This is a genomic window from Streptomyces sp. NPDC007088 (genome assembly GCF_042869355.1).
GTDB lineage: Bacteria > Actinomycetota > Actinomycetes > Streptomycetales > Streptomycetaceae > Streptomyces.
Window position 1 is genome coordinate 179638 of sequence record NZ_JBIAFO010000011.1, and the last position, 20519, is coordinate 200156.

Consider the following 20519-nt stretch of genomic DNA (forward strand, 5'->3'; position numbering starts at 1 on the left):
GTTGTGGCCACCCCTGTCGGCGCGGTGGCGGGTTGCGGCAGGATGGGGGCGTGGCGCGGGACTTGGTGAGTGGCGGGGGGCTGCCCCCGGACAGCGGGGAGCACTCCCCGGACGGCGGGGGTCTGCCCCGGGACGTGGTGAACGGCGGGGGTCTCTCCCCGGACGAGGTGCGCGAGCACCGGGCCGGGGCGGTGTCGGTGTGGCTGCTCGCGGTGCCCGGCGCCGAGGAGTGGGCGCGCACCGGGCCCCGCCACCTGGACGCGGCGGAACACGAACGGATGCGGGCTTTCCGCCGCGAGGCGGACCGGGTGCGGTACGGCTTCGCGCACAGCGCGCTGCGCGCCGTGCTCGCGCTGTGCACCGGCCGGGAGCCCGCCGCACTGCGTTTCGTCCGCCAGGACTGCCCGTCCTGCGGCGGACCGCACGGCCGCCCCGCGCTGGAGGGGGCCGGACCGGCCTTCTCGCTCTCGCACGGCGGGGACCTCGTCGCGATCGCCGTGGCCGCGCGGGCGGTCGGCGTCGACGTGGAGCCCCGCCCCCGGCCCCGTACCGTCGCGGAGGTCGCCTCCGCGCTGCACCCCGGCGAGCGCGCGCGGATCGAGGCGGCCGGCGGGGACGAGGAGCGGGCCGCGGCCTTCGCCCGCCTGTGGACGCGTAAGGAGGCGTACCTCAAGGGGGTGGGCACCGGCGTCGGTGTCGATCTCGCCGCCGACGACCTGCGGACGGCGCCCGCGGGATGGCGGGTCGTGGACCTGCCCGTCGTCGAGGGCCACGCGGCGGCCGTCGCCGTCCGCGGGGCCTCCCCGTGCGTGTGCACCGTGCGCCCCGCGCCCGCGCCCTGGGCCGGCCGCGACGTACTCGCGGACCGGTTCCCGCGCCACGGCTGAGGGCCCGGCGCGCGGGCCGGGCACCGGGCCCTCAGCGCAGGGTGCGGACCGGGAGCAGGACGTGCGCGGAGGAGGTCAGCATGGACTCGTCGCCCACGAACGCGGTGAGCGCCTCGTCGGTGATCGCCCGTCCGGGTACGGCCTGCGGCCACGGGCGGGTCGCGAAGATGAAGTAGGCGTAGCCGCGCTGCCGGGCCGCCGCGAACCACTCGGGCGGCACCTCGCACTGCGCGTTGAGCTGGGGCGGCATGGTGAGCGAGGCCGAGCCCGCCTCGACCAGCAGGGTCACCGGCAGGCTCGTCGTCTCCCGGCCGTCGAGCAGCTGACCGCCGACCGGCAGGCCGGTGTCGGCCAGCAGGGCGTGGGCCGCCCCGGTGACGCCCGCGTGCCCCGCCGTTCCGTCGCCGAGCGGATAGGCGAGCAGGAACGGCATGTCGTGGTCGTCTTCGGGATGCTTCCCGCTCCACGCCACGACGACGAGCGTGCCGAGTTCGGCGGGGCGGAAGATGCGCTGGGCGCTGTCGGTGGAAGTCACGGACGGACCATAGCGACTCGGCCACATATTCCCCTCCGGCCTGTCACCCGACCGGCCTAGCCCATTTCGGCCATCACTCCACATCACTCCAAAGGGGAGCGGACGGAATCCTGTGCGTACGGCCGCGGGACCCGCCGGGAACGACACGGGAAACGTCCTCGCGGACCCGCTGGGAACGGCAGGGGGAACGTTTTCGCGGACCCGCTGGGAAAACGGTACGAGAACGTTCTCGCGGACCCGCCGGGAACGCTACGGGAAACGCCCGCGGACCCTCGTCGGGAGTGCCGGGGCGCGCGTCCGGGACGCCGCCGGACGCCGGGCGCCGTATCGCGGCGCCGCCGGCAAGCCGCCGTGGTGCGCGGGGAGACGGAGAACCCCCGGGGGTGCGCTTCCGCGCCCACGGGGGTCTCGGCCGGCGCTTCGCGGCGCCCTTCCGGTTGCTCAGCGGCTCAGCGGCTCAGCGGCTCAGCGGCAGGGCGTCCAGGGGCAGGCCGCCGAGAAGCTGTCCCGCGGGGCCCGGACCGCGTTCGTCGCCGAGGAGCTGCCCGAGCGGGCCCCCGGCCCGCTCCTCGCCGAGGAGCCCGGTGCCGGCCCGGTCGGTGAGGTCGTTGACGATCTTGCCGGTGAGCACGTCGCGGGCGGAGAGCTTCTTCTGCGGGGCGAGCGGCGTGAGCTTGCTGACCACGGGTTCGAGCGTGTGGCCGGCGGAGTCCGGCACGTTCGGGTCGAGCGCGTCGCTCGCGACGGTGCCGAGGGCGCCCTGACCCTGTTCGACCACCGAGTTCAGGCCCCCGTTGACGCTGCCGGGGGTCAGCTCACCGGCGGCGAAGGCGGGGCTCGCGGCGCCCGCCGCGGCCAGGGTGCCGGCCACGAGCGCGGCCGTCTTCACAAACTTCATGGGGGGTTCCTTCGTCTGGACGGGCTGGAGCACTGCGGGAGGGGCGCGCCTCGCGGGCCGGAGCACGAAGGCCGCCCTCCTGGCTGGAGAGCGGCCGTGGCGTGGGCGCCGGGGCGCACGCCGGTCGTCCCGCGGCTGCCGCCGGACGCGTCAGGCGTTGACGCAGGTGTTGCCGAAGGCCGGGTTCAGCAGGCCGACGACGTCGACGGTGTTGCCGCACAGGTTGACCGGGATGTGGATCGGGATCTGGACGGCGTTGCCCGACAGGACGCCCGGCGAGAAGGCGGCCCCGGCCTGGGCACCGGCGTCGGCGCTGGCGATACCGGCCGTGCCGGCCAGCGCGGCGGCGGCGACGGAGGAGAGAACGAGAGCCTTGGCGGCGGTACGCGACATGGAGAAAGCGCTCCTTGATCGATCGGGGGCGGTCAGGCCGGACTCGGGCCCGGCGTGAGCAACAACGGCCGCGCACCGGCCCGGGTTGTGCCCCGAAAAGGTGAACCACCCCGTGTCCGCCCCCTCCTCCTCCCTCTCCGCCCCCGCGCGCTCCCCGCGCACGCCGGGGTCCGGTCCCGCGCCCGCCCTCCGCATCCGGGGGTCACCCGCATGTCCCACGACGCGGGCCCATTCGGGTAGTTCGGCAGCCGATGTGAAAAGAACACTCCGGTCGGCGTGATCGCGCTGAGCGATTCTCTCTCCGTCCGGGGTTACAGTCCGGTCGTCCTTTCGCTTTCCGACTCTTTCCTGACGTTCCTTTTCTTGGCGTTTCCTTTCCCTTTATTTTCCGGTTCCTTCCGGCGTGTGCCGGTCCATTTCCGTGACGTCCGTTTCCGCGGTCCCGCACCCGCCCGTACCGCGCGGCCGCCTTCCCCCGGAGAACACCCATGCGAAGTCCACGTCACCTGTCCGCCGCGCTGCGGCACGGCACGGTCTGTGTGCTTGCCGCGCTCGCGCTGCTCGCGGGCGTCCCCGCGTCGGGCGCCTCGGCCCCGGCCCGTCCGGCGGCCCCGGCCGCCCCGGGCCCGGACCGCGAGGCCGCCGCCCTGCCGGTCGCCCAGCGCTGGTCGGCGGTGCTGCGCGGCGGCTTCGTACGGGCGGCCAACACGGCGGTCACCTGCCGCGGGGCCGTCACCCCGGGGGTGCCCTCGTGCGCGGCGGCGGCGCGGCCGGTGTCCGCGGGCGGCCCGGGGCGGGGCGCGGCCGCGCCGGTGTCCAACGGCGACTACTCGCTCCTCTACGCCGACGTCGACCGCGACCCCCACACGTACAACTCGTCGCGGGCCCGGCTGCGGGTGCCCGAGGGCGCGCGGATCAGGTACGCGCGGCTGTACTGGGGCGGCAACCTGCGGGTGGGGGAGCGGAAGCCGCCCAAGGACAACGCGCGGGTGCTGTTCGCCGAACCGGGCGGCGCCTACCGCGCACTGCGCGCGGACACCGTGACCGGGCACCGGGTCGCGGGCGGCGCGGACGCCTTCCAGTCCTCCGCCGACGTCACCCGCCTGGTGCGGGCCGCCGGGCCCGGTCTGTACACCGTCGCGCAGATCAACGTCGCGCGGGGCAACTCGCCGACCGGCGGCTGGGGCGGCTGGACCCTCGTCGCCGCCTACGAGCGCAAGAGCGAGCCGCTGCGCCGGCTGAGCCTGTGGGACGGCTTCCGGACGCTGCGCGCCGACGAGCGCGACCGGCGCTCGCTGAGCGTCGGCCTGCCCGCCCTGCGGGTGCCCGCCGGGGCGCGGGGCAGCGCCGGGATCGTGGCCTACGACGGGGACCGCGGCCTCGACGGGGACTCCGTCACCGTACGCACCGGGAACGCGCCGGCCGTCCCGCTCGGGGACGCCGCCAACCCCACCGCCGACGTCTTCAACTCGACGGTGAGCGAGGGCGGCGCGGAGCGGGCCGGGGACCGGGTGCCGGGCCCGCCGAACACCTTCGGCTACGACTCCGACGTCCTCGACCTCGGGCGGGCGCTGCGATCCGGCGGCACCGGCCTGCGGGTGCGCTTCACGGCGCTGCGCGACTCGCTGTGGCTCGGCGCGCTGTTCCTCCAGACCGACGCCGGGTCCCGTACCGCCGGGGGTGGTTCGGGCGGCTGAGCGTCCGCCCGCGCCGACGGCGGGCCCGGCCCGCCGCTCCCCCTTCCCGTCGTCTTCCGTCGTCCCCCGTCGTCCCTTCCGTCTCTCACGAGTGGGGTCCCGCGCGTGACACTGTCAGCACAACCAGACCGAGTGGCCCTACCGGGCCGGGCGCCGCGGCCGGGCGCCGACGCGCCGTCCGGGGGGCCGCTGCCCGCACGGGTCCTGCACGTCGTGCAGCCCGTCGAGGGCGGGGTCGCCCGGGTCGTCGCCGAACTCGTGCGCGCCCAGCGGCGGTCGGGGATCGACGTGCACCTCGTGTGTCCCGAGGGCGGGACGCTCGCGGACACCGCGCGGCGGTACGGCGCGAGCGCGTACACCTGGCGCGCGGACCGGGAGCCCGGCGTCTCGCTGTACCGCGAGACCGCCGACCTGGGGCAGCTCCTGGACCGGGTGCGGCCCGGCCTCGTGCACGCGCACAGCGCGAAGGCCGGTCTCGCCGCGCGGCTCGCGGTGCGCGGCCGGCTGCCGACCGTGTTCCAGCCGCACGCCTGGTCCTTCGAGGCCGTGGACGGCACCGTCGCCGCCCTCGCCCGCCGCTGGGAGCGGTACGCGGCCCGCTGGGCCGACCACGTCGTGTGCGTGAGCGAGGCGGAACGCCGCACCGGGCTCGCGGCCGGGGTGCGGGCCCGCTGGGCGGTCGTCCCCAACGGCGTCGACCTCACCGCCTTCCGGCCGGGCGGCCCCCGGTACGCCTTCGCCGACGGGGCGCCGCTCGTCGTGTGCGTCGGGCGGCTGTGCCGGCAGAAGGGCCAGGACGTCCTGCTGCGCGCCTGGCCCGCCGTACGCCGCGCGGTGCCGGACGCCCGCCTGGTCCTGGCCGGGGCGGGCCCCGACGAGGAGGCGCTGCGCCGCGCCGCGCCCGAGGGCGTCACCTTCGTCGGCGCCACCGAGGACGCCGCCCGCTGGTACCGCGCCGCCGACCTCGTCGTGCAGCCGTCCCGCTGGGAGGGCATGGCGCTCGCCCCGCTGGAGGCGATGGCCTGCGGCCGGGCCGTCGTCCTGACCGAGGTGGGCGGGGCCCGCGAGAGCCTGCCGCCGCTGGACGCCGCGCACTGCCTCGTACCGCCCGCCGACGCCCCGGCGCTCGCCGTGCGCCTGGTCTCCCTCCTGGAGGACACGCCGCTGCGCGCCGCGCTCGCCGGACGGGCCCTGCGCCACGTGCGCGCCGCCCACGACGTACGGGACACCACCGCGCGCACCACGGAGCTGTACCGGTCGCCGCGCCCGCGCCCGTACGGGGAGGCGGGACCGGAACCGGACACCGGCGCGGCGACCGCGCCCGGCGACCGGACCACACCCCCCGGCCCGCGCGCGGTCCGCGCCCGGACCCCCGAGCACAGAGAGCCGACGACGACGTGAACGCGGACAGCACCCTCCCCCCGGGCCCGGCCGCCCCGACGCCGACGCGCGGCGCGCCGGCCCCGGAGGCGCCCCGGCCGCCCGCCCCGCCGGGCACCGCGGGCCGCGCGCGCACCACGGCGGTCCTGTCGGCACCGCCCGCCCGCCCGGCGAAGCCGCGTCCCGCGCGGGGCGGTTCCGTGCGCGCCGTACCCGCCGCGCTGCCCGACGCGCGGGGCCGGTCCGCCGCCGTACCCGCCGCGCTGCCGCGCCCCTCGCGGCGCGCCCCGCACCCCTCGCTCGCCCTCGTCGGGGCCGACGCCCTCGGCGCGGCGGCGGGCACGTCGGTGGCCGCGCAGGGACGGCCCTGGTGGCTGTTCCCCCTCGTCCTCGTGTGCGTCGTCGGACTCAACGTCCGCAGCGCCGCGCTGTACCGGCCCGGCCCCGAGCCCTCCGCGCTGGACGAGGCGCCCGCGCTGTGGGCGCGGACCGCACTGGCCTGGGGTGTGAGCGCGGGCCTGCTGGCCGCGGTCCGCCCCGGCGCCGCGCTCGGCCTCGCGACACTGGCCGCCGCCTGGGCCGGGCAGTCGCTCGTGGCCTGCGCCGCCCGTGCCGCCGTGCACCTGCGCCGCACCTCCCGGCACCGGCTGCGGCCCGTGTCCGCGCTCGTCGTCGGCGACGCGCGGGCGCACGACGTGGCCGGGGCCCTGCTGCGGCAGGCGCGGCCCGTGCTGCGCCCGGTCGGCGTCGTCGGCCCCGCGCCCGCCGGACCGGGGCCGCTGCCCGTCCTCGGCTCGGCGCAGGACATGCGGCGCGCGCTCGTGCAGAACGACGTGCGCGCCGCCCTCCTCGTCGGTGAACCCCCGCTGTCATACGTGCGGTTGCTGCGCGCGTACGGCTGCGCGCTGTGGCAGGTCGACGCGCGCGGACCGGGCCACGGCCCGTCGGGCGACGGCACGCAGCTCGCCGGCTACCCCGTGCGGCGGCTGCCCCCGGGGCCGCGCCGGGCCGGGGCCGGCAAACGCGCGCAGGACGTGCTGCTCGCCGCGCCCGCGCTGCTCGCCCTGTCCCCGGTGCTGCTGGCCTGCGCGCTGGCCGTACGGTTCAGCGACGGGCCCGGTGTGCTGTTCCGGCAGGAACGGATCGGGCTGCACGGAAAACCGTTCACCCTCCTGAAGTTCCGCACCCTGCGCCCCGCCGACCCGCGCGAGGCGGCGACCCGCTGGAACGTCGCCGAGGACCGGCGGATGAGTTCCGTCGGCCGCTTCCTGCGCCGCTCCTCGCTCGACGAGCTTCCCCAGCTGTGGAACGTCCTGCGCGGGGACATGAGCCTGGTCGGCCCCCGCCCCGAACGCCCCTACTTCGTGGACGAGTTCAGCCGGACCTACGGCGGCTACCGGCACCGCCACCGCGCGCCCGTCGGGATCACCGGGCTCGCGCAGGTCTCGGGCCTGCGCGGCGACACCTCCATCGAGGACCGCTGCCGCTACGACAACCACTACATCGACCACTGGTCGCTGTGGCAGGACACCCGCATCCTGCTGCGCACCGCCGCCTCCCTCGTCCGTCCCTCGGGGAGCTGACCGCGTTGAGCCCTGCCACCACCCTCCCGGCCACGACCACGACCACCCCCGCCTCCGCCTCCGCTCCCGCTCCCGCTTCCGCCGGCCCGGACCTGCCGCGTTCGCCGCTTCTCGTGGAGTGGGCCCGTGCGCTGCCGCGCGGGCCGGTGCCCGTGCTGCCCGCCGTCGCCGTCCTCGCGCTGCTGTGCGCGCCGCACACCGGGGGCGGCGAGGGGGCGACCGCCGCCGACGCCGCCTCCGCCGTCCTCGTCCTGTTCGTCGCGGTCCGGGTGGTGCGGGCCCGCGCCCGGCCGCTGAACCGGACCGCCGCCCTCGTGTTCGGCGCGCCCGTGCTCGCGCTGACCGCCGCCGCCTTCGGGGCCGCCGACCCGGCCACCGGGATCGCGGGCCTCGGCCGCTACCTCCAGATCTTCGTGCTCGTCCCGCTCGCGCTGCTCCTGCTGCTGCGCGGGGCCCGCGACTTCCGGGTCCTCGCCTGGGCGCTCGTCGGCCTCGCCCTGGTCCAAGGGGGCCTCGGCGTCGCGCAGTTCGCGACCGGCACCGGGGCCTCCTACATGGGCTCCGACATCCGCGCCGTCGGCACCTTCGGCGCGGGCGACGTCATGGGGATGGCGACCGTCGTCGCGTACGGGCTGATCGCCGCCGCCGGGCTCGCGCTCGCGCCGCCCGGTGGCGTCCACCGCCTCCAGCGGCCGGTCGCGCTGGGCTGCGCCCTCGCGCTGACCGCGCCGCTCGCGCTGTCCTTCAGCCGGGGCGCGTGGATCGCGACCGGCGCCGTCCTCGGCCTGCAACTGCTGTGGGCCGGACCGCGCCGCGCGCTGCGCGTCCTCGCGGCGGCGAGCGCGGCCGGGATCGTCCTCGTCGGCGGTTTCGGGGTCGGCTCCGCGATGCTCCAGGAACGCGTCACGAGCATCACCCGGGTCGCCGCCGCGCCCGACCGCTCCGTCAGCGACCGCTACACGATGTGGGCGGCGGCGGCCGGGATGTGGCGCGAGCACCCGGTGACCGGCGTCGGCCTCAAGGGCTTCCCCGCGCACCGCGACAGCCACGCCTCGCTCGGCCTGTCGGCGGGCAGCGACACGGCGGGCGCGGGCCAGGCGTTCCGGGTCCAGCCGCTGCTGTCCCCGCACAACATGTACCTCCTGGTCCTGGGCGAACAGGGGCTGCTCGGGCTGCTCGCGCTCGCCGGAGGATGGGCCGCGCTCGCGGTGTGCGGGCTGCGCCGCCTCGCCCCGGCCCTGCGGCACCCGGGGCCCGGCCGGGCCGGGGACTGCGGGCTCGTCGCCTGCGGACTGCTCGTGTGGCAGCTCGTCGACTTCGCGTACGCCGACATCGGCGGGCCCGCGACCGTCATGACGGCGATCGGCCTCGGCCTCGCCGCGTGGTGGGGGCTGTCGGGGGCGGCGCGCGGCGGCGCGGTTCCGGCCCGCGCCGGGGCCGGTGCCGGTGTCGTCACGGCGGAGGGGGACGCGGGGTGAGCGGCGCCGAGCCTCAGGGGGGCGTGCCTCGCGCTTCCGGGGCCTACGGGTCCGGGGCGCACGGGTCCGGGGCGCACGGGCCCGGGTCCTACGGGGCCGGACCGGTGCTGGAGGGGCCCTTCGCGGTGGAGGGGCCACTCGCGGTGGGGGAGCGACCTGGGGTGAAGGGGCCACTCGCGGTGGGGGAGCCCGCCGTGCTGGATCAGCCGGCCGTGCTGGATCAGCCCGCCGTGCTGGATCAGCCGGCCGTACCGACGGAGCCGTCCGCCGATGGCGTCGGGCACGCTGCGGCGGAGTCGGGTGCTCGTGGCGTCGCGCCCGCCCCCGCCGCGCCGGAGCCTGGGACGCCCCCCGCCGCGCCGGAGCCAGGGCCCCCCGCCGCGCCCGACCCGGGAGCCCCCGGCGCCGCCCCCGCGCTGAAGCCGGAACCCGGGCCCTCCGGTTCCTCCGGCGAGCCCTCCGGCCGGTTTCTCGCGCGGGCCGCCGTGGTCACCGCCGCGCTCACCGTCGCCGGGTCCGTCCTCGGGCTGGTGCGCGACCAGGCGCTCGCGCACTTCTTCGGCGCGGGCCCCGAGACCGACGCCTTCCTCGTCGCGTGGACGCTGCCCGAGATCGCCTCGACCCTGCTCATCGAGGACGGCACCGCGCTCGTCCTCGTCCCCGCGTTCTCCGTCGCGCTCGCCCTGCGCGCCACCCGCGCCGGGGAGGGGCCCGACCCGGTGCGCGCCCTGGTCCGTTCGACGCTGCCGAAGTTCGTGTGCGTCCTCGGCCTGGTCGCGGCGCTGCTCGTCGTGGGCGCCCCGTGGCTCGTCGGACTGCTCGCGCCGGGGCTGCCCGAGCGCGCGCTGGCCGTCGACTGCACCCGGTACACCGCGACCTGCGCGCTCAGCTTCGGGCTCGCCGGGTACTGCGCCGCCGCGCTGCGCGTGCACCGGCGCTACCTGTCCCCGGCGTCCATCTACATCGCGTACAACCTGGGGATCATCGCGGCGATGGCCGTGTTCGGGGCCCTCGGCGGCTGGGGCGTGCGCGCCGCCGCCCTCGGGGTCGCGGCCGGCGGCGGCCTCATGGTGCTCGTGCAGGTCCCCTTCCTCGTCGCCGAACTGCGCCGCTCCCGCACCGTCGGCACCGCCTCGCGGGTACCGCGCCACCAGAAACTGTTCGACGCCGCGCTGCTCGGCCCCGTGCTGTGCTTCGCGCTCGCCCGGCAGTCCCAGGTCCTCGTGGAACGTTTCCTCGGCTCGGAGCTGCCCGCCGGGGCCATCTCGCACCTCAACTACGCGCAGAAGGTCGCGCAGGTCCCCATGGTCCTGTCGCTCATGCTGTGCACCGTCACCTTCCCCGTCGTCGCGCGGGCCCTCGCCGACGGGCGCGCCGAGGACGCCAGGCGCCGCGTGGAGCGGGACCTCGCGCTGGCCGGCTGCATCGTGCTGCTGGGCGCCGCGACCGTCGTCGCCTGCGCCCCGCAGATCGTCACGCTGCTGTTCCAGCGCGGCGCGTTCACCGCCGCCGACACCGCCGCGACCGCCTCCGTCATGCGGGTCTACGCCCTCGGGCTGCTCGGCCACACCCTCGTGGGCGCCCTCATCCGCTCTTACTTCTCGGCGCCCCGCAAGACTTGGTACCCGGCCGCCGCGATGCTCGGCGGGCTCACCGTCACCGCCGGCTTCGGGGCGCTCGCCGCACCGCACTGGGGCGTCCTCGGCATCGCCGCCGGCAACGCGCTCGGCATCAGCGCGACCGCCGTCCTCATGCTCACCGGACTCAGCGGCCGCACCGTCGCGATCCGCACCCGGGCCGTCGCCGGGGAACTCGGCAAGCTCCTGCTCGCCGCCGCCTGCGGCTGCCTCGCGGCCCGCCTCGCCGCCGGGGCCTTCGCCGCGCCCCTCGCCGCGCTCGCCGCCGGGTCGGCCGCCCTCGCCCTCGTCTTCGCCGCCGTCGCCCACGCCCTGCGCGCCCGTGACGTCACGGCGGCGCTCACCTCCCTGTCCGCCCTCGCCAGAAAGCGCCGCGATGCCCGCTGAACCCGTAGTCGCGAAACGCCCCCCGCTGTGGGTGCTCATGTACCACTCGGTGTCCGGGGTGCGGGAGGACCCCTACCGCGTCACCGTGACCCCGCACCGGCTCGACGCCCAGCTGCGCTGGCTGCGGCGGCGCGGACTGCGCGGGGTCGGCGTCGGCGAACTGCTCGCCGCGCGCGCCGAGGGACGCGGCGCGCACCTCGTCGGCCTCACCTTCGACGACGGGTACGCCGACTTCCTGAGCGCCGCCGTCCCCGTCCTGCACCGCCACGACTGCACGGCGACCGTGTTCGCGCTGCCCGGCCGGCTCGGCGGCGACAACGCGTGGGACCCGCTCGGCCCCCGCAAGCCCCTGCTGACCGCCGGGGGCCTGCGCCAGGTGGTGGCCGCCGGGATGGAGATCGCCTCGCACGGGCTCACCCACGTCGACCTGACGAGCGCCGACGACACGGTGCTGCGCGCCGAGACCCACGAGTCCCGCGCCCGCCTGGCCGCCCTCACCGGTACGGAGATCCAGGGCTTCTGCTACCCGTACGGCACCCTCGACCGGCGCGCCGCCGAGGCCGTACGCGCCGCCGGCTACCGCTACGCCTGCGCCATCGACCCCGGCGCGCACACCGGCCCGTACGCCCTGCCCCGCGTCCACGTCGGGCAGAACGACACCGGCCCCAGGCTGTTCCTCAAACGCCTCCTGCACCCGCGCCGCCGCCCCACCTCCCTCGCCGCCGGGTACGAGGAGCCGCGCCCCGGGGTGACCGTATGAAGGTCCTGCACCTCATCACCGGGCTCGGCGTGGGCGGCGCCGAACAGCAACTGCGGCTCCTGCTGCCCCGGCTGGACGCCGACTGCGAGGTCGCGACGCTCACCCGGCCGGGGCCGGTCGCGGACGGGCTGCGCGCCGACGGCTTCCGCGTCCACCACCTCGGCATGGCCGGCAACCGGGACCTCGGCGTCCTGCCCCGCCTCGTGCGCCTGATCCGCTCGGGCCGCTACGACCTCGTCCACACCCACCTCTACCGGGCCTGCCTGTACGGGCGGATCGCCGCGCGGCTGGCGGGGGTGCGGGCGATCGTCGCGACCGAGCACTCCCTCGGCGAGCACCTCATCGAGGGCCGCCGCCTCACCCCCGGCGTGCGCGCCCTGTACCTCGCGGGCGAACGCCTCGGCGCCACGACCGTCGCCGTGTCCACGACCGTCGCCGACCGGCTGAACGACTGGGGCGTGCCCGAACACCGCCTGCACCTCGTGCCCAACGGCATCGACGCGGAAGCCTTCCGCTACGCGGAGCCCGCGCGCGCCGCCGCCCGCGCCCGGCTCGGGCTGCCCGAGGACGCGTACCTCCTCGGCGGGGTCGGCCGGCTCGTGCCCGGCAAACGCTTCGACGCGCTCGTCGAGGCCCTCGCCGCACTGCCGCCCGAACACCACCTCGTCCTCGTCGGCGGCGGCCCCGAGGAGGGCCGTCTGCGCGCGCTGGCCCGCCGCCTCGGCTGCGAGCGGCGGGTACACCTCGCGGGGGAGAGGGACGCGGCCGGACTGCGCGAACTGCTGTGCGCGATGGACGTGTTCGTGTCCCCGTCCGGCGAGGAGGCGTTCGGCCTCGCCGTCGTCGAGGCGCTCGCCGCCGGACTGCCCGCGCTCTACGCCCGCTGCCCCGCCGTCGAGGACCTGCCCCCGGCCGCCGCCCCGGGCGCGCACCGCGTCGGCGGCTCCCCGGCGGCCCTGGCCGACGCCCTGCGCTGGGGCCGTGCCTCCGGCTACGGCCACGGACTGCCCGACCGGGCCCGCTTCCCGGTGCCCGAGGCCGTACGCCACTACGGCATCGAGCGCGCCGCCGCCCTCCTGACCGGCGTCTACCGCCACACCCTCGCGCGGACCGGCCGCGACCGGCCCGGCACCACCCGCCCCCGCGGCCCCCGCCCGCCGCAGACCCCGCCCACCCCCCGTACGCCGAGCACTTTGGGAGCGAAGACCTCATGAGTGAAGACCGCACCCCCGAGCCGGGCCCCGGCGAGCAGCCGAAGAAGAGGGCGAAACGCTTCCTCGGCCGGCTGCGCCGACGCCTCCTCACCCTGCCCGCCCTCGCCGTCCTCGCGGTCTGCGCGACGCTCGGCGCGGCCGGCGGCGCCCTCTACGGACTGCTGACCCCGCCCCAGTACGCGGCCACCGCCTACGTCCTCGCCGTCCCCGGCACGGGCGGCGACTCCGCCTCCGCGCTCGGCTTCGCACAGGCGTACGGGAAGGTCGCGACGCAGGTCGCGGTCCTCGGCGACGCCCAGATCGAGGCGGGGGTGCCGGTCGCGACGCTGCGCTCCAGCGTCACCGCCGAGACCTCGCCCGACGCGCCCATGGTCGCGATCACCGCCACCGCGCGCAGCGGAGGGGCCGCCGCCGACATCGCCAACGCCGTGTCCGGCTCCCTCGTGACCGCCGCCGGGCACAGCGCCGACGCGACCCGCGTGACCCTCCTGGCCTTCTCCCGCGCCGTCGCCCCCAGTACGCCCGCGACCCCCGGGACCCTCCTGACCTCGGCGGTCGGCGCGTGCGCGGGCGGCCTGCTCGGCGCGCTCGGCCTCCTGGTCCGGCCGCGTCGTGCCCGCGCCGGCGACCCGCGAGGCGTCCCGGCCGGAGCCGTCCCCGCGCCCACGCAGGGCGGCGGCGCCCCGGAGGCCGCGGACACCGGCCGCGCGACCGCCGCCGCAGGAGGGAAGAGGGCGCGATGACGCACGTACACCTGGCGACGGCCGCCGAGGCCGCCGAGGCGGACGGAGCCGCCGAGGCCCCGGGAGAGCCCCGGGTCCCCGGCGCCGCGGGGACCCGGGCCCCGGGCCTGGAGCGCTGGACCACCGAGTGGTGCACCCGCCCCGAGTCCTTCGCGCTGCTCGCGCCCGAGTGGCGGCGGCTGCACCGCGCCTGCCCGGCCGCCACCCCGTTCCAGAGCCACGCCTGGCTCGACTCCTGGTGGCGGTCGTACGGCTCGGGGCGCGGGCCGCGCGTCCTGCTGGTGCGGCGCGCGGGCCAACTCGTCGCCGCCGCACCGCTCATGCGCGCCCCGGGCCCCGTGCCCGCCCTGGTCTTCCTGGGCGGTCCGATCTCCGACTTCGGCGACGTCCTGATCGACGCCGCCCACGCGGCTCCCGCCGCCCGCGCGCTCGCCGCCGCGCTGCACCGGGCCGCCAGGACCGCCGTGCTCGACCTGCGCGAGCTGCGGCCCGGCGCGGCGGCCGAGTCCCTTCTCGCGCACTGGACCGGCCCGCTCGCGCGCCGCGCCGACTCGGTGTGCCTGGAGCTGCCCGCCCTCCCGATGGACGAGCAGCTCGCCCGGCTCCCGAGGTCCACCGCCCAGCGGGTACGGGCCAAGCTGCGCAAGACCGACGCGCTCGGCGTCGAGAGCCGCGCCGTGCCCGCCGAGGAGGTCCCGGCCGCCGTCCGCACCCTGCTCGGCCTGCACCGCCTCCAGTGGCAGGGCCGCCGGGTGACGCCCGAGCACCTGCGGCCCCGCTTCCGCGACCACCTCGTCCGCGCGGCCCGCGCGATGGTGCGCTCGGGGGAGGCGGCCGTCACCGAGTACCGGCTCGACGGCCGGGTCGTGGCCGCCGATCTGACGCTGCTCTCCCCGTCCCTCGCGGGCGGCTACCTGTACGGCGCCGACCCGGGCCTGCGCTCCCGCAAGGCCGACGTCACCTCGATGCTGCTGCGCACCTGCGCGCGGTACGCGGCGGGGGAGGGCCGTACGACGCTGAGCCTGCTGCGCGGCACCGAACCGTACAAGGAGCACTGGCGCCCCGAACGCGTCGTCAACTCCCGCCTGCTGCTGGCCCGCCGCCGCACCGCCCCGCTGCTGTGGCTGCGCACCGCCCAGGCCGGGGCGCGGGCCCGCGCCGCCCACTGGGCGAGGGCCCGCGCGGCACGGGCGGCCAAGGACGGGACACCGGGGCGTACGGCCGCGCCCGGGGCCCCGGCGGGGCGCCCCGGCGGATGACGGCGGGGCGCCCCCCGGCGGATGACGGCGGGAAGGGCGGCCCCGCGCGTACGCGGTGCCGCCCCGCACCCGCTCAGCCCGGGAGCCAGGAGAAGCGCACGCACAGCCGCCCGCCGAAGCGGCTCTGGAACCAGCCGCCCAGGTCGACGGGGACGCAGCCCGGGTTCTCCCCGCCCCCCGGGGCGGGTCCGTCCGGCCCCGTCCCGCCCTCCTGCTCACCCGGCGTACGGGACCCGGCCGAGAAGGCCGCCCGGTACACCTCGGCCGCCGCCCGGTTGCTCCCGCACTGCCACACGCCGTGCGGGCAGTAGTCGGAAAGGGTCTGGTAAAGCGGCGGATGCGCGTCCATCCACGCGATCATCCGGCGCATGTACTCCGGATTGTCCCCGTTGCGGAAAAGCCCCCATTCGGGGTACGAGACCGGCTTCCCGTGTTTCCTCGCGAAATCCACGTGGTCCTGGAGGCCGTACGGCTCGGAGATCTGCCGGTCGAAATCCATGTCCTTCGGCTGGTCGTAGGAATCCATGCCGATGATGTCGACCGTGTCGTCCCCCGGATAGCACTCCGTCCAGCCGATCGCGTCCTTTCCCCGGGCCGGAGTGAAATCGAAACGGAACCGCTGCCCGGGAACGGAACGCATCGCGGCGACAATACGGTTCCAGTACCGCTTCCACGCCTCGGGATCGGGACCGCAACGGTGCGCGTACGTCGTCCCGTTCATCTCCCAGCCGAGGACGAGCACGGTGTCCGGCACCCCGAGGGACACGAGCCGGCGGGCCAGGACGCGGTAGTGCTCGTCGTACTCCCCGCGCGCGCCCTTGCGCAGCTTCCGGGCGACCAGCTGATCGGGGAACCGCGCCTCGTTCCGGTCCAGCATCGGGACGTTGAGGACGAGGGTGCGCTCCGGCTTCGCGCGCCGCCAGCGCGCCCAGTCGTCGAGGAAGGCGGGCCGCCCCTCGATGTTCGCCCACACGTCCCCCGGCAGGTAGGTGTGCCCGACGGTCGGCTCCCGCCCGCCCAGCCAGCGCGCGAACCCGCTCATCCGCTCGATGCCGCGCGGCCCGTAGTCGAGATACGCGCCGAAGCCGGGCAGCGCGGACGGGTCCGGGGTGGCGGCCGGCTCGGGGGTGGCGGCCGGGCCGGGCGCCCCCGCCGTCGCAGCCGCCCCCGGCGTCGGTCCTGTCGTCCCCGCCGCCGGTCCGTCCGGCGGCGCCGGAACGGTCGCCGAGACGGGCCCGGGAAGGTACCTCTCCGTCTCCCCCGGAACAGGAAGAGGCCCCGCGGCCCGATATTCCCCGACGTTTCCGCCCCCGCCTTCCGGGGCGGAAGCGGAAGCGGCCGGTACCGTCGCGAAGGCGACCGCACCGAAAGGGGCGGGGGTGCAAGCGAGCGCCGCGAGAATTCCGGCCGCGAGGGCGGCACGTCTTCTCCGGCGGGGCCGGGAGTGTTGTGGCCGGAAGGGTTCCTGGGTCATCACCGTCTCCTGGGACATTGTCCAATTGCTGGTCCGTCTGGTGGGTGGCATTCATATGTATTCCTATTGCGCCGATCGAGGGCGTAATCCGTTCGGCGAAGCGATCCCTCGCCCGGGTGAGCCGCCGGTGGGACGCGGAAGGAGCCCCGCCGGGGGGTGCGCGCTCGACCCGGAGGTGCCCGCCCTCCTCCTGCGGATCGACCACAACCCCTTCCACCACGGCACGTTGGGCGCCGCCCGCTCCCTGGGCCGCGCCGGAGTCACCGTCCACGCGATCGCCGAGGGCGGCCGCGGACCGCTCGCCCGTTCGCGCTACGTGCTGCGGACCTACCGTCAGCCCTCGGTCACGGCAGGCGCCTTCGGGGTGCACGCCGCCCTGCGCGAGGCGGCGGCCGGGCTCGGCACCCCCGCCGTCCTGCTCCCGATGGACGACCTCGGCGCCATCGAGGCGGCCCGGCTGCCCCCGGCGCTGGCCGCCCGCTTCCTGCTCCCCGCGCAGCCGCCGGGACTCGCCGCCCGCGTCGCCGACAAGGCCGAACTCGCCGGGGTCTGCGCCGAGGCCGGGGTCCCGTACCCGAAGACCGTACGGCCCGGCGGAGCCGCCGAGGCCGAGGCCGCCGCCCGGCGCCTGGGCCGGCCCGTCGTCGCGAAGTGGAGCAAGCCCTGGCTGCTGCCGCCCGGCCGGGGGCTGCGCTCCACCACCCTCCTGCGCTCCCCGCGCGAGGCCGCCGCCCTCTACGAGCGCACCCCCGAGGCCGGGAGCGCCCTCCTGCTCCAGGAGTTCCTGCCACCGGGCCCCGGCGGCGACTGGTTCTGCCACGCCTACGCCGACCGCGCGGGCCGGCTGCGGGCGGGCGGCACCGGCCGCAAACTGCGTTCCTGGCCGCCCGGCGCGGGCCTGACCGCCGTAGGGCGCTGGGAGCACGACGCGCGGATCGCCGACAGCGCCCGCCGGCTCGTCGAGACCCTCGGCTACCGGGGCATCCTCGATCTCGACCTGCGGATCGACGCGGCCGGCGGAGTGCCCCGCCTGCTGGACTTCAACCCGCGCCCCGGCGCCCAGTTCCGGCTGTTCACCGACCGGGGCGGACTCGACGTCGTACGCGCCCTCCACCTCGACCTCACCGGCCGCCCCCTGCCCGGCCGCGCCCCCGCGCCGGGCCGCCGCTTCACCGTCGGCACCTACGCGCTGCTGTCCGCGCTCAAGGGCCGCGCGGGCACGGAGCGGGCCCCGGCGGCCACCGGCGACGGCGCAGACAGCGCAGGCGGCGGCGGTGACGGCGGCGGCGGTCCGGCGGCCACCGGCGGGCCGGGGGACGCCCGCCGGCGCGGCGGACGCGAGGGCGCGTGGTGGGCGGCCGACGACCCCGTACCCGCCCTCGTGATGTCCCTCGCCTGGACCCTGCACCTCGCCCGCCGCGCGAGCACCCGCCGCACCCCGGCCCGCCCCCGTCCCGCCGAGCCCACCGTCCGTACCGGTTCCGCCGAGTCCGCCGCTCCCGAGGAGTCCGCTGTCCGTACCGGTTCCGCAGAGTCCGCCGCTCCCGCCGAGTCCCCCGTCCGTACCGGTCCCGCCGAGTCCCCCGCGGCGGCCGCCCCCGCCACATCAGCCGCACACGCCGAGAAAGCGAGCAGCACCTCATGTACGACCTCGTAGTGGTGGGCGCGGGTCCCTACGGACTGTCGGTCGCCGCGCACGCCGCCGCGGCCGGGCTGCGCACGCGCGTGTTCGGCCGGCCGATGGCCTCGTGGCGCGACCACATGCCGCCCGGCATGTTCCTCAAGTCCGAGCCCTGGGCCTCGCACCTGTCCGACCCCGAGCGCCGCTTCGGCCTTGACGTCTACTGCGCGCGGCGCGGGCTGAGTGCCCGGCACGGCGAGCCGCTGCCCGTCCCGGTCTTCGCCGAGTACGGCCTGTGGTTCGCGCGGCAGACGGTGCCGGACGGCGTCGACGAACGGATGATCAGCGAGGTGTCGGCGCTCGCGGGCGGCGGTTTCCGGCTGCGCGCCGAGGACGGCGGGACACTGCTCGCCCGCACCGTCGTCCTCGCGGTGGGCGTCATCCCCTTCACCGACCTGCCCCCGGTCCTCGCCCCGCTGGAGGGCGCGTACGCGACGCACAGCAGCGACCACCGCGACCTCGGCCGGTTCAGGAACCGCGACGTGACCGTCGTCGGCGGCGGGCAGGCCGCCCTGGAGACGGCCGCGCTCCTCGCCGAACAGGGCACCCGCACCCGGGTCCTGGCCCGCGCCGCCGGCCTCGCCTGGAACACCGTCCCGCCGCCCTGGCGACGCCCGTGGTGGCAGACGGCCCGCGCCCCGCACAGCGGCCTCGGCAGCGGCTGGCGCAACTGGTGCTACTCCGAACTGCCCGGCGCCTTCCGCCGCCTGCCCGCCGCCACCCGGACCCGGATCGCCCGCGAGGCGCTCGGGCCCGCCGGGGCCTGGTGGCTGCGCGAACGCGTCGAGACCGGCGTCGAGGTCCTGCTGCACCGCGAGATCCAGCAGGCCGTCCCCGAACACGGCCGCCTGCGCCTCGCCGTCAGCGCGCCCTACGCCGCCGGGCCGGAGATCCTGCACACCGACCACGTCATCGCCGCGACCGGCTTCACACCCGCCGCCGCCCGGCTGTCCCTGCTCGACGAGGAGACCCGCGCCCGGCTCCTCACCAGCGCCGAGGACGGCTCCCCCGAGGTCGGCCCCGGTTTCGAGTCCTCGGTGCCCGGCCTGTTCATGGCGGGGCTGCTCACCGCGGCCTCCTTCGGCCCCTCGATGCGCTTCGTGCTCGGCGCCGGCTACACGGCCGGCCGGCTCGTGCGCGGGGTCCGTACCCGGCTGCGCTCGGGACCGCCGCCGCTCGCCCCCGCCCTCCCGCGCCCGGCGGCCGCCCGGACCGGCACCCCGGCGCGGTCGCCCCGAGGCTGACACCCCCCGCGGAACGGGGCGTTCCGGCTGCTTACGGCGGACCCGAACCGAGCAGCCAGAACGCCCCGTAGCCCGCGGCGACCAGCGCAGCCGCCGTCACCACGGCGTACGCGGCCCGCGCCGGCCGCAAGCGGTCCAGCGCGAGGGCGAGCGGGAACAGTACCGGAAACGCGGGGACCATCAGACGCGGCTTCGAGCCGAAGTACCCGGACGTGCACAGCGCGAGAAGCAGAACGACCCCCGTGTACGCGAGCAGCGGCCACGGCTGCCCCTGCCGCGCCCCGCGCACGTACAGCCACACCAGCAGCGCGACGCCCACGACCAGGCCGAGGCCGCCCGCGAACCCCGGGCCGGCCAGCAGTCCGCCCACGAAACGCGCGAAGGCGAGCCCGCCGTCGAAGCCGTTGCCCCAGTCGCCCTGCACCGACAGGTAGCCCAGCGGGCCGTGACCCGCGCTCAGGCCCGCCCACAGGACGTAGCCGCCCGCGCCCAGCGGGGCGAGCACCGCTCCGGCCGCCGCGCGCCAAGAGCCCCGCCCGGCGCGCACGGCGAGCGCCACGCCCACCCACACGGCGAGCGCCACCGCGAGACCCACCGGCCGGGTCAGCCCGGCGGCCGAGGCGAACAGCCCGGCCAGGACCCAGCGTTCCCGCAGGACGCACCACAGCGCCCAGGCCGCGAGCGCCGTGAACAGCGACTCGCTGTACGCCATCGACTGCACGACCGACACCGGCAGCACCGCCCACAGCGCCACCGCGAACACCCCGGCCCGCTCCCCGTACAGCGAACCCGCGATCAGGTACACCGCCCAGGCCGCGGCCGGAGCGGCGAGCGCGCTGACCACGAGCCCGGCGTCCCCCGGGGCGAGCCCCGTGACGGCGGACAGGCCCCCCTCCAGCCACGGCAGCAGCGGGAAGAAGGCCATGTCGGACAGCACCCGGCCGTCCGGCGCCGTCAGTGTGAAGGAGTAGCCGTGCTCGACGACCCGCACGTACCACAGCGAGTCCCAGCGGGCGGCGAGCACCTTGTGCGCGCCGCGCCCCTCAAGAGCCGCCCACCCGGCGAGCGTCCCGAGGCCCAGCGCGCGCACGGCCACGAGGACCACCACGGCACGCACCGCGCCCCGCACGGGAGGAAGACGTGCGGGGCGCGGGCGGTCGGAGGCGCTCTCAGGCGGGCGCGTGGCGGCGGCGGGAGGCCCGCCCACCGGGTCCTTCGGGTCCACTGGGTCCTGGGGGGCGCCTGGGTCCACGGGGCCTGATCACCGGT

At 77.4% G+C, this 20519-nt stretch carries 17 protein-coding genes; 12 read left to right on the forward strand and 5 right to left on the reverse strand.

Annotated elements, in window-relative coordinates; genetic code table 11:
- The first annotated feature begins 50 nt into the window (after window positions 1-50).
- Window positions 51-887, forward strand: a complete 837-nt coding sequence (locus ACFYMP_RS19445; RefSeq protein ID WP_388858728.1) for a 4'-phosphopantetheinyl transferase family protein — start codon at window positions 51-53, stop codon at window positions 885-887.
- A gap of 31 nt (window positions 888-918) precedes the next feature.
- On the opposite strand, the gene ACFYMP_RS19450 is transcribed toward ACFYMP_RS19445, so the two are convergent.
- The 3 genes from ACFYMP_RS19450 to ACFYMP_RS19460 all read right to left on the reverse strand — a co-directional run bounded on the left by ACFYMP_RS19450 (window position 919) and on the right by ACFYMP_RS19460 (window position 2713).
- Window positions 919-1422: a DUF5949 family protein gene (locus ACFYMP_RS19450; RefSeq protein WP_388858731.1), complete on the reverse strand. Its 504-nt coding sequence runs from the start codon at window positions 1420-1422 to the stop codon at window positions 919-921.
- Window positions 1423-1879: 457 nt separating this feature from the next.
- Entirely contained in the window at window positions 1880-2320 is a 441-nt protein-coding gene (locus tag ACFYMP_RS19455) for a hypothetical protein (protein ID WP_388858734.1), read from the reverse strand.
- Window positions 2321-2470: 150 nt separating this feature from the next.
- On the reverse strand, window positions 2471-2713 hold the full coding sequence (locus tag ACFYMP_RS19460) for a chaplin (RefSeq protein WP_388858737.1): 243 nt from the start codon (window positions 2711-2713) through the stop codon (window positions 2471-2473).
- Between the two features lie 488 nt (window positions 2714-3201).
- Here ACFYMP_RS19460 and ACFYMP_RS19465 point away from each other — a divergent pair, with 488 nt between their 5' ends.
- The 9 genes from ACFYMP_RS19465 (at window position 3202) to ACFYMP_RS19505 (ending at window position 14851) form a co-directional block, all read left to right on the forward strand.
- Entirely contained in the window at window positions 3202-4410 is a 1209-nt protein-coding gene (locus tag ACFYMP_RS19465; protein WP_388858740.1) for a DUF3344 domain-containing protein, read from the forward strand.
- A 132-nt stretch (window positions 4411-4542) separates the two neighbouring features.
- On the forward strand, window positions 4543-5811 hold the full coding sequence (locus tag ACFYMP_RS19470) for a glycosyltransferase (protein ID WP_388858743.1): 1269 nt from the start codon (window positions 4543-4545) through the stop codon (window positions 5809-5811).
- A gap of 179 nt (window positions 5812-5990) precedes the next feature.
- A complete protein-coding gene (locus ACFYMP_RS19475) occupies window positions 5991-7373 on the forward strand; it encodes an exopolysaccharide biosynthesis polyprenyl glycosylphosphotransferase (protein ID WP_388858746.1) in 1383 nt (460 codons plus the stop codon).
- A 113-nt stretch (window positions 7374-7486) separates the two neighbouring features.
- A complete protein-coding gene (locus ACFYMP_RS19480) occupies window positions 7487-8851 on the forward strand; it encodes an O-antigen ligase family protein (RefSeq protein ID WP_388859027.1) in 1365 nt (454 codons plus the stop codon).
- Between the two features lie 194 nt (window positions 8852-9045).
- Window positions 9046-10875 carry a lipid II flippase MurJ gene (locus ACFYMP_RS19485; protein ID WP_388858749.1) on the forward strand — a complete coding sequence of 610 codons (1830 nt, stop codon included), beginning with the start codon at window positions 9046-9048 and terminating at the stop codon, window positions 10873-10875.
- A complete protein-coding gene (locus ACFYMP_RS19490; RefSeq protein ID WP_388858752.1) occupies window positions 10865-11635 on the forward strand; it encodes a polysaccharide deacetylase family protein in 771 nt (256 codons plus the stop codon). Before ACFYMP_RS19485 ends, ACFYMP_RS19490 begins: the two co-directional genes overlap by 11 nt.
- A complete protein-coding gene (locus ACFYMP_RS19495; protein ID WP_388858755.1) occupies window positions 11632-12849 on the forward strand; it encodes a glycosyltransferase in 1218 nt (405 codons plus the stop codon). The genes ACFYMP_RS19490 and ACFYMP_RS19495 overlap by 4 nt, the downstream gene beginning before the upstream one ends.
- Window positions 12846-13592, forward strand: a complete 747-nt coding sequence (locus ACFYMP_RS19500) for a lipopolysaccharide biosynthesis protein (protein ID WP_388858758.1) — start codon at window positions 12846-12848, stop codon at window positions 13590-13592. The genes ACFYMP_RS19495 and ACFYMP_RS19500 overlap by 4 nt, the downstream gene beginning before the upstream one ends.
- Window positions 13589-14851, forward strand: coding sequence for a GNAT family N-acetyltransferase (locus ACFYMP_RS19505; protein WP_388858761.1), 1263 nt, complete (start codon window positions 13589-13591; stop codon window positions 14849-14851). Before ACFYMP_RS19500 ends, ACFYMP_RS19505 begins: the two co-directional genes overlap by 4 nt.
- Before the next feature lie 73 nt (window positions 14852-14924).
- Here the strand turns inward: ACFYMP_RS19505 and ACFYMP_RS19510 are convergent, their stop codons facing one another.
- Window positions 14925-15893 carry a glycoside hydrolase family 26 protein gene (locus ACFYMP_RS19510; protein ID WP_388858764.1) on the reverse strand — a complete coding sequence of 323 codons (969 nt, stop codon included), beginning with the start codon at window positions 15891-15893 and terminating at the stop codon, window positions 14925-14927.
- A gap of 559 nt (window positions 15894-16452) precedes the next feature.
- On the opposite strand from ACFYMP_RS19510, the gene ACFYMP_RS19515 reads away from it, so the two are divergent.
- Complete coding sequence (locus ACFYMP_RS19515) at window positions 16453-17982, forward strand: ATP-grasp domain-containing protein (protein WP_388858766.1); 1530 nt, start codon at window positions 16453-16455, stop codon at window positions 17980-17982.
- Complete coding sequence (locus ACFYMP_RS19520; protein WP_388858768.1) at window positions 17967-19250, forward strand: FAD-dependent oxidoreductase; 1284 nt, start codon at window positions 17967-17969, stop codon at window positions 19248-19250. The genes ACFYMP_RS19515 and ACFYMP_RS19520 overlap by 16 nt, the downstream gene beginning before the upstream one ends.
- 31 nt (window positions 19251-19281) lie before the next feature.
- Here the strand turns inward: ACFYMP_RS19520 and ACFYMP_RS19525 are convergent, their stop codons facing one another.
- Entirely contained in the window at window positions 19282-20367 is a 1086-nt protein-coding gene (locus ACFYMP_RS19525) for a glycosyltransferase family 39 protein (RefSeq protein ID WP_388858770.1), read from the reverse strand.
- Between the last annotated feature and the right edge of the window lie 152 nt (window positions 20368-20519).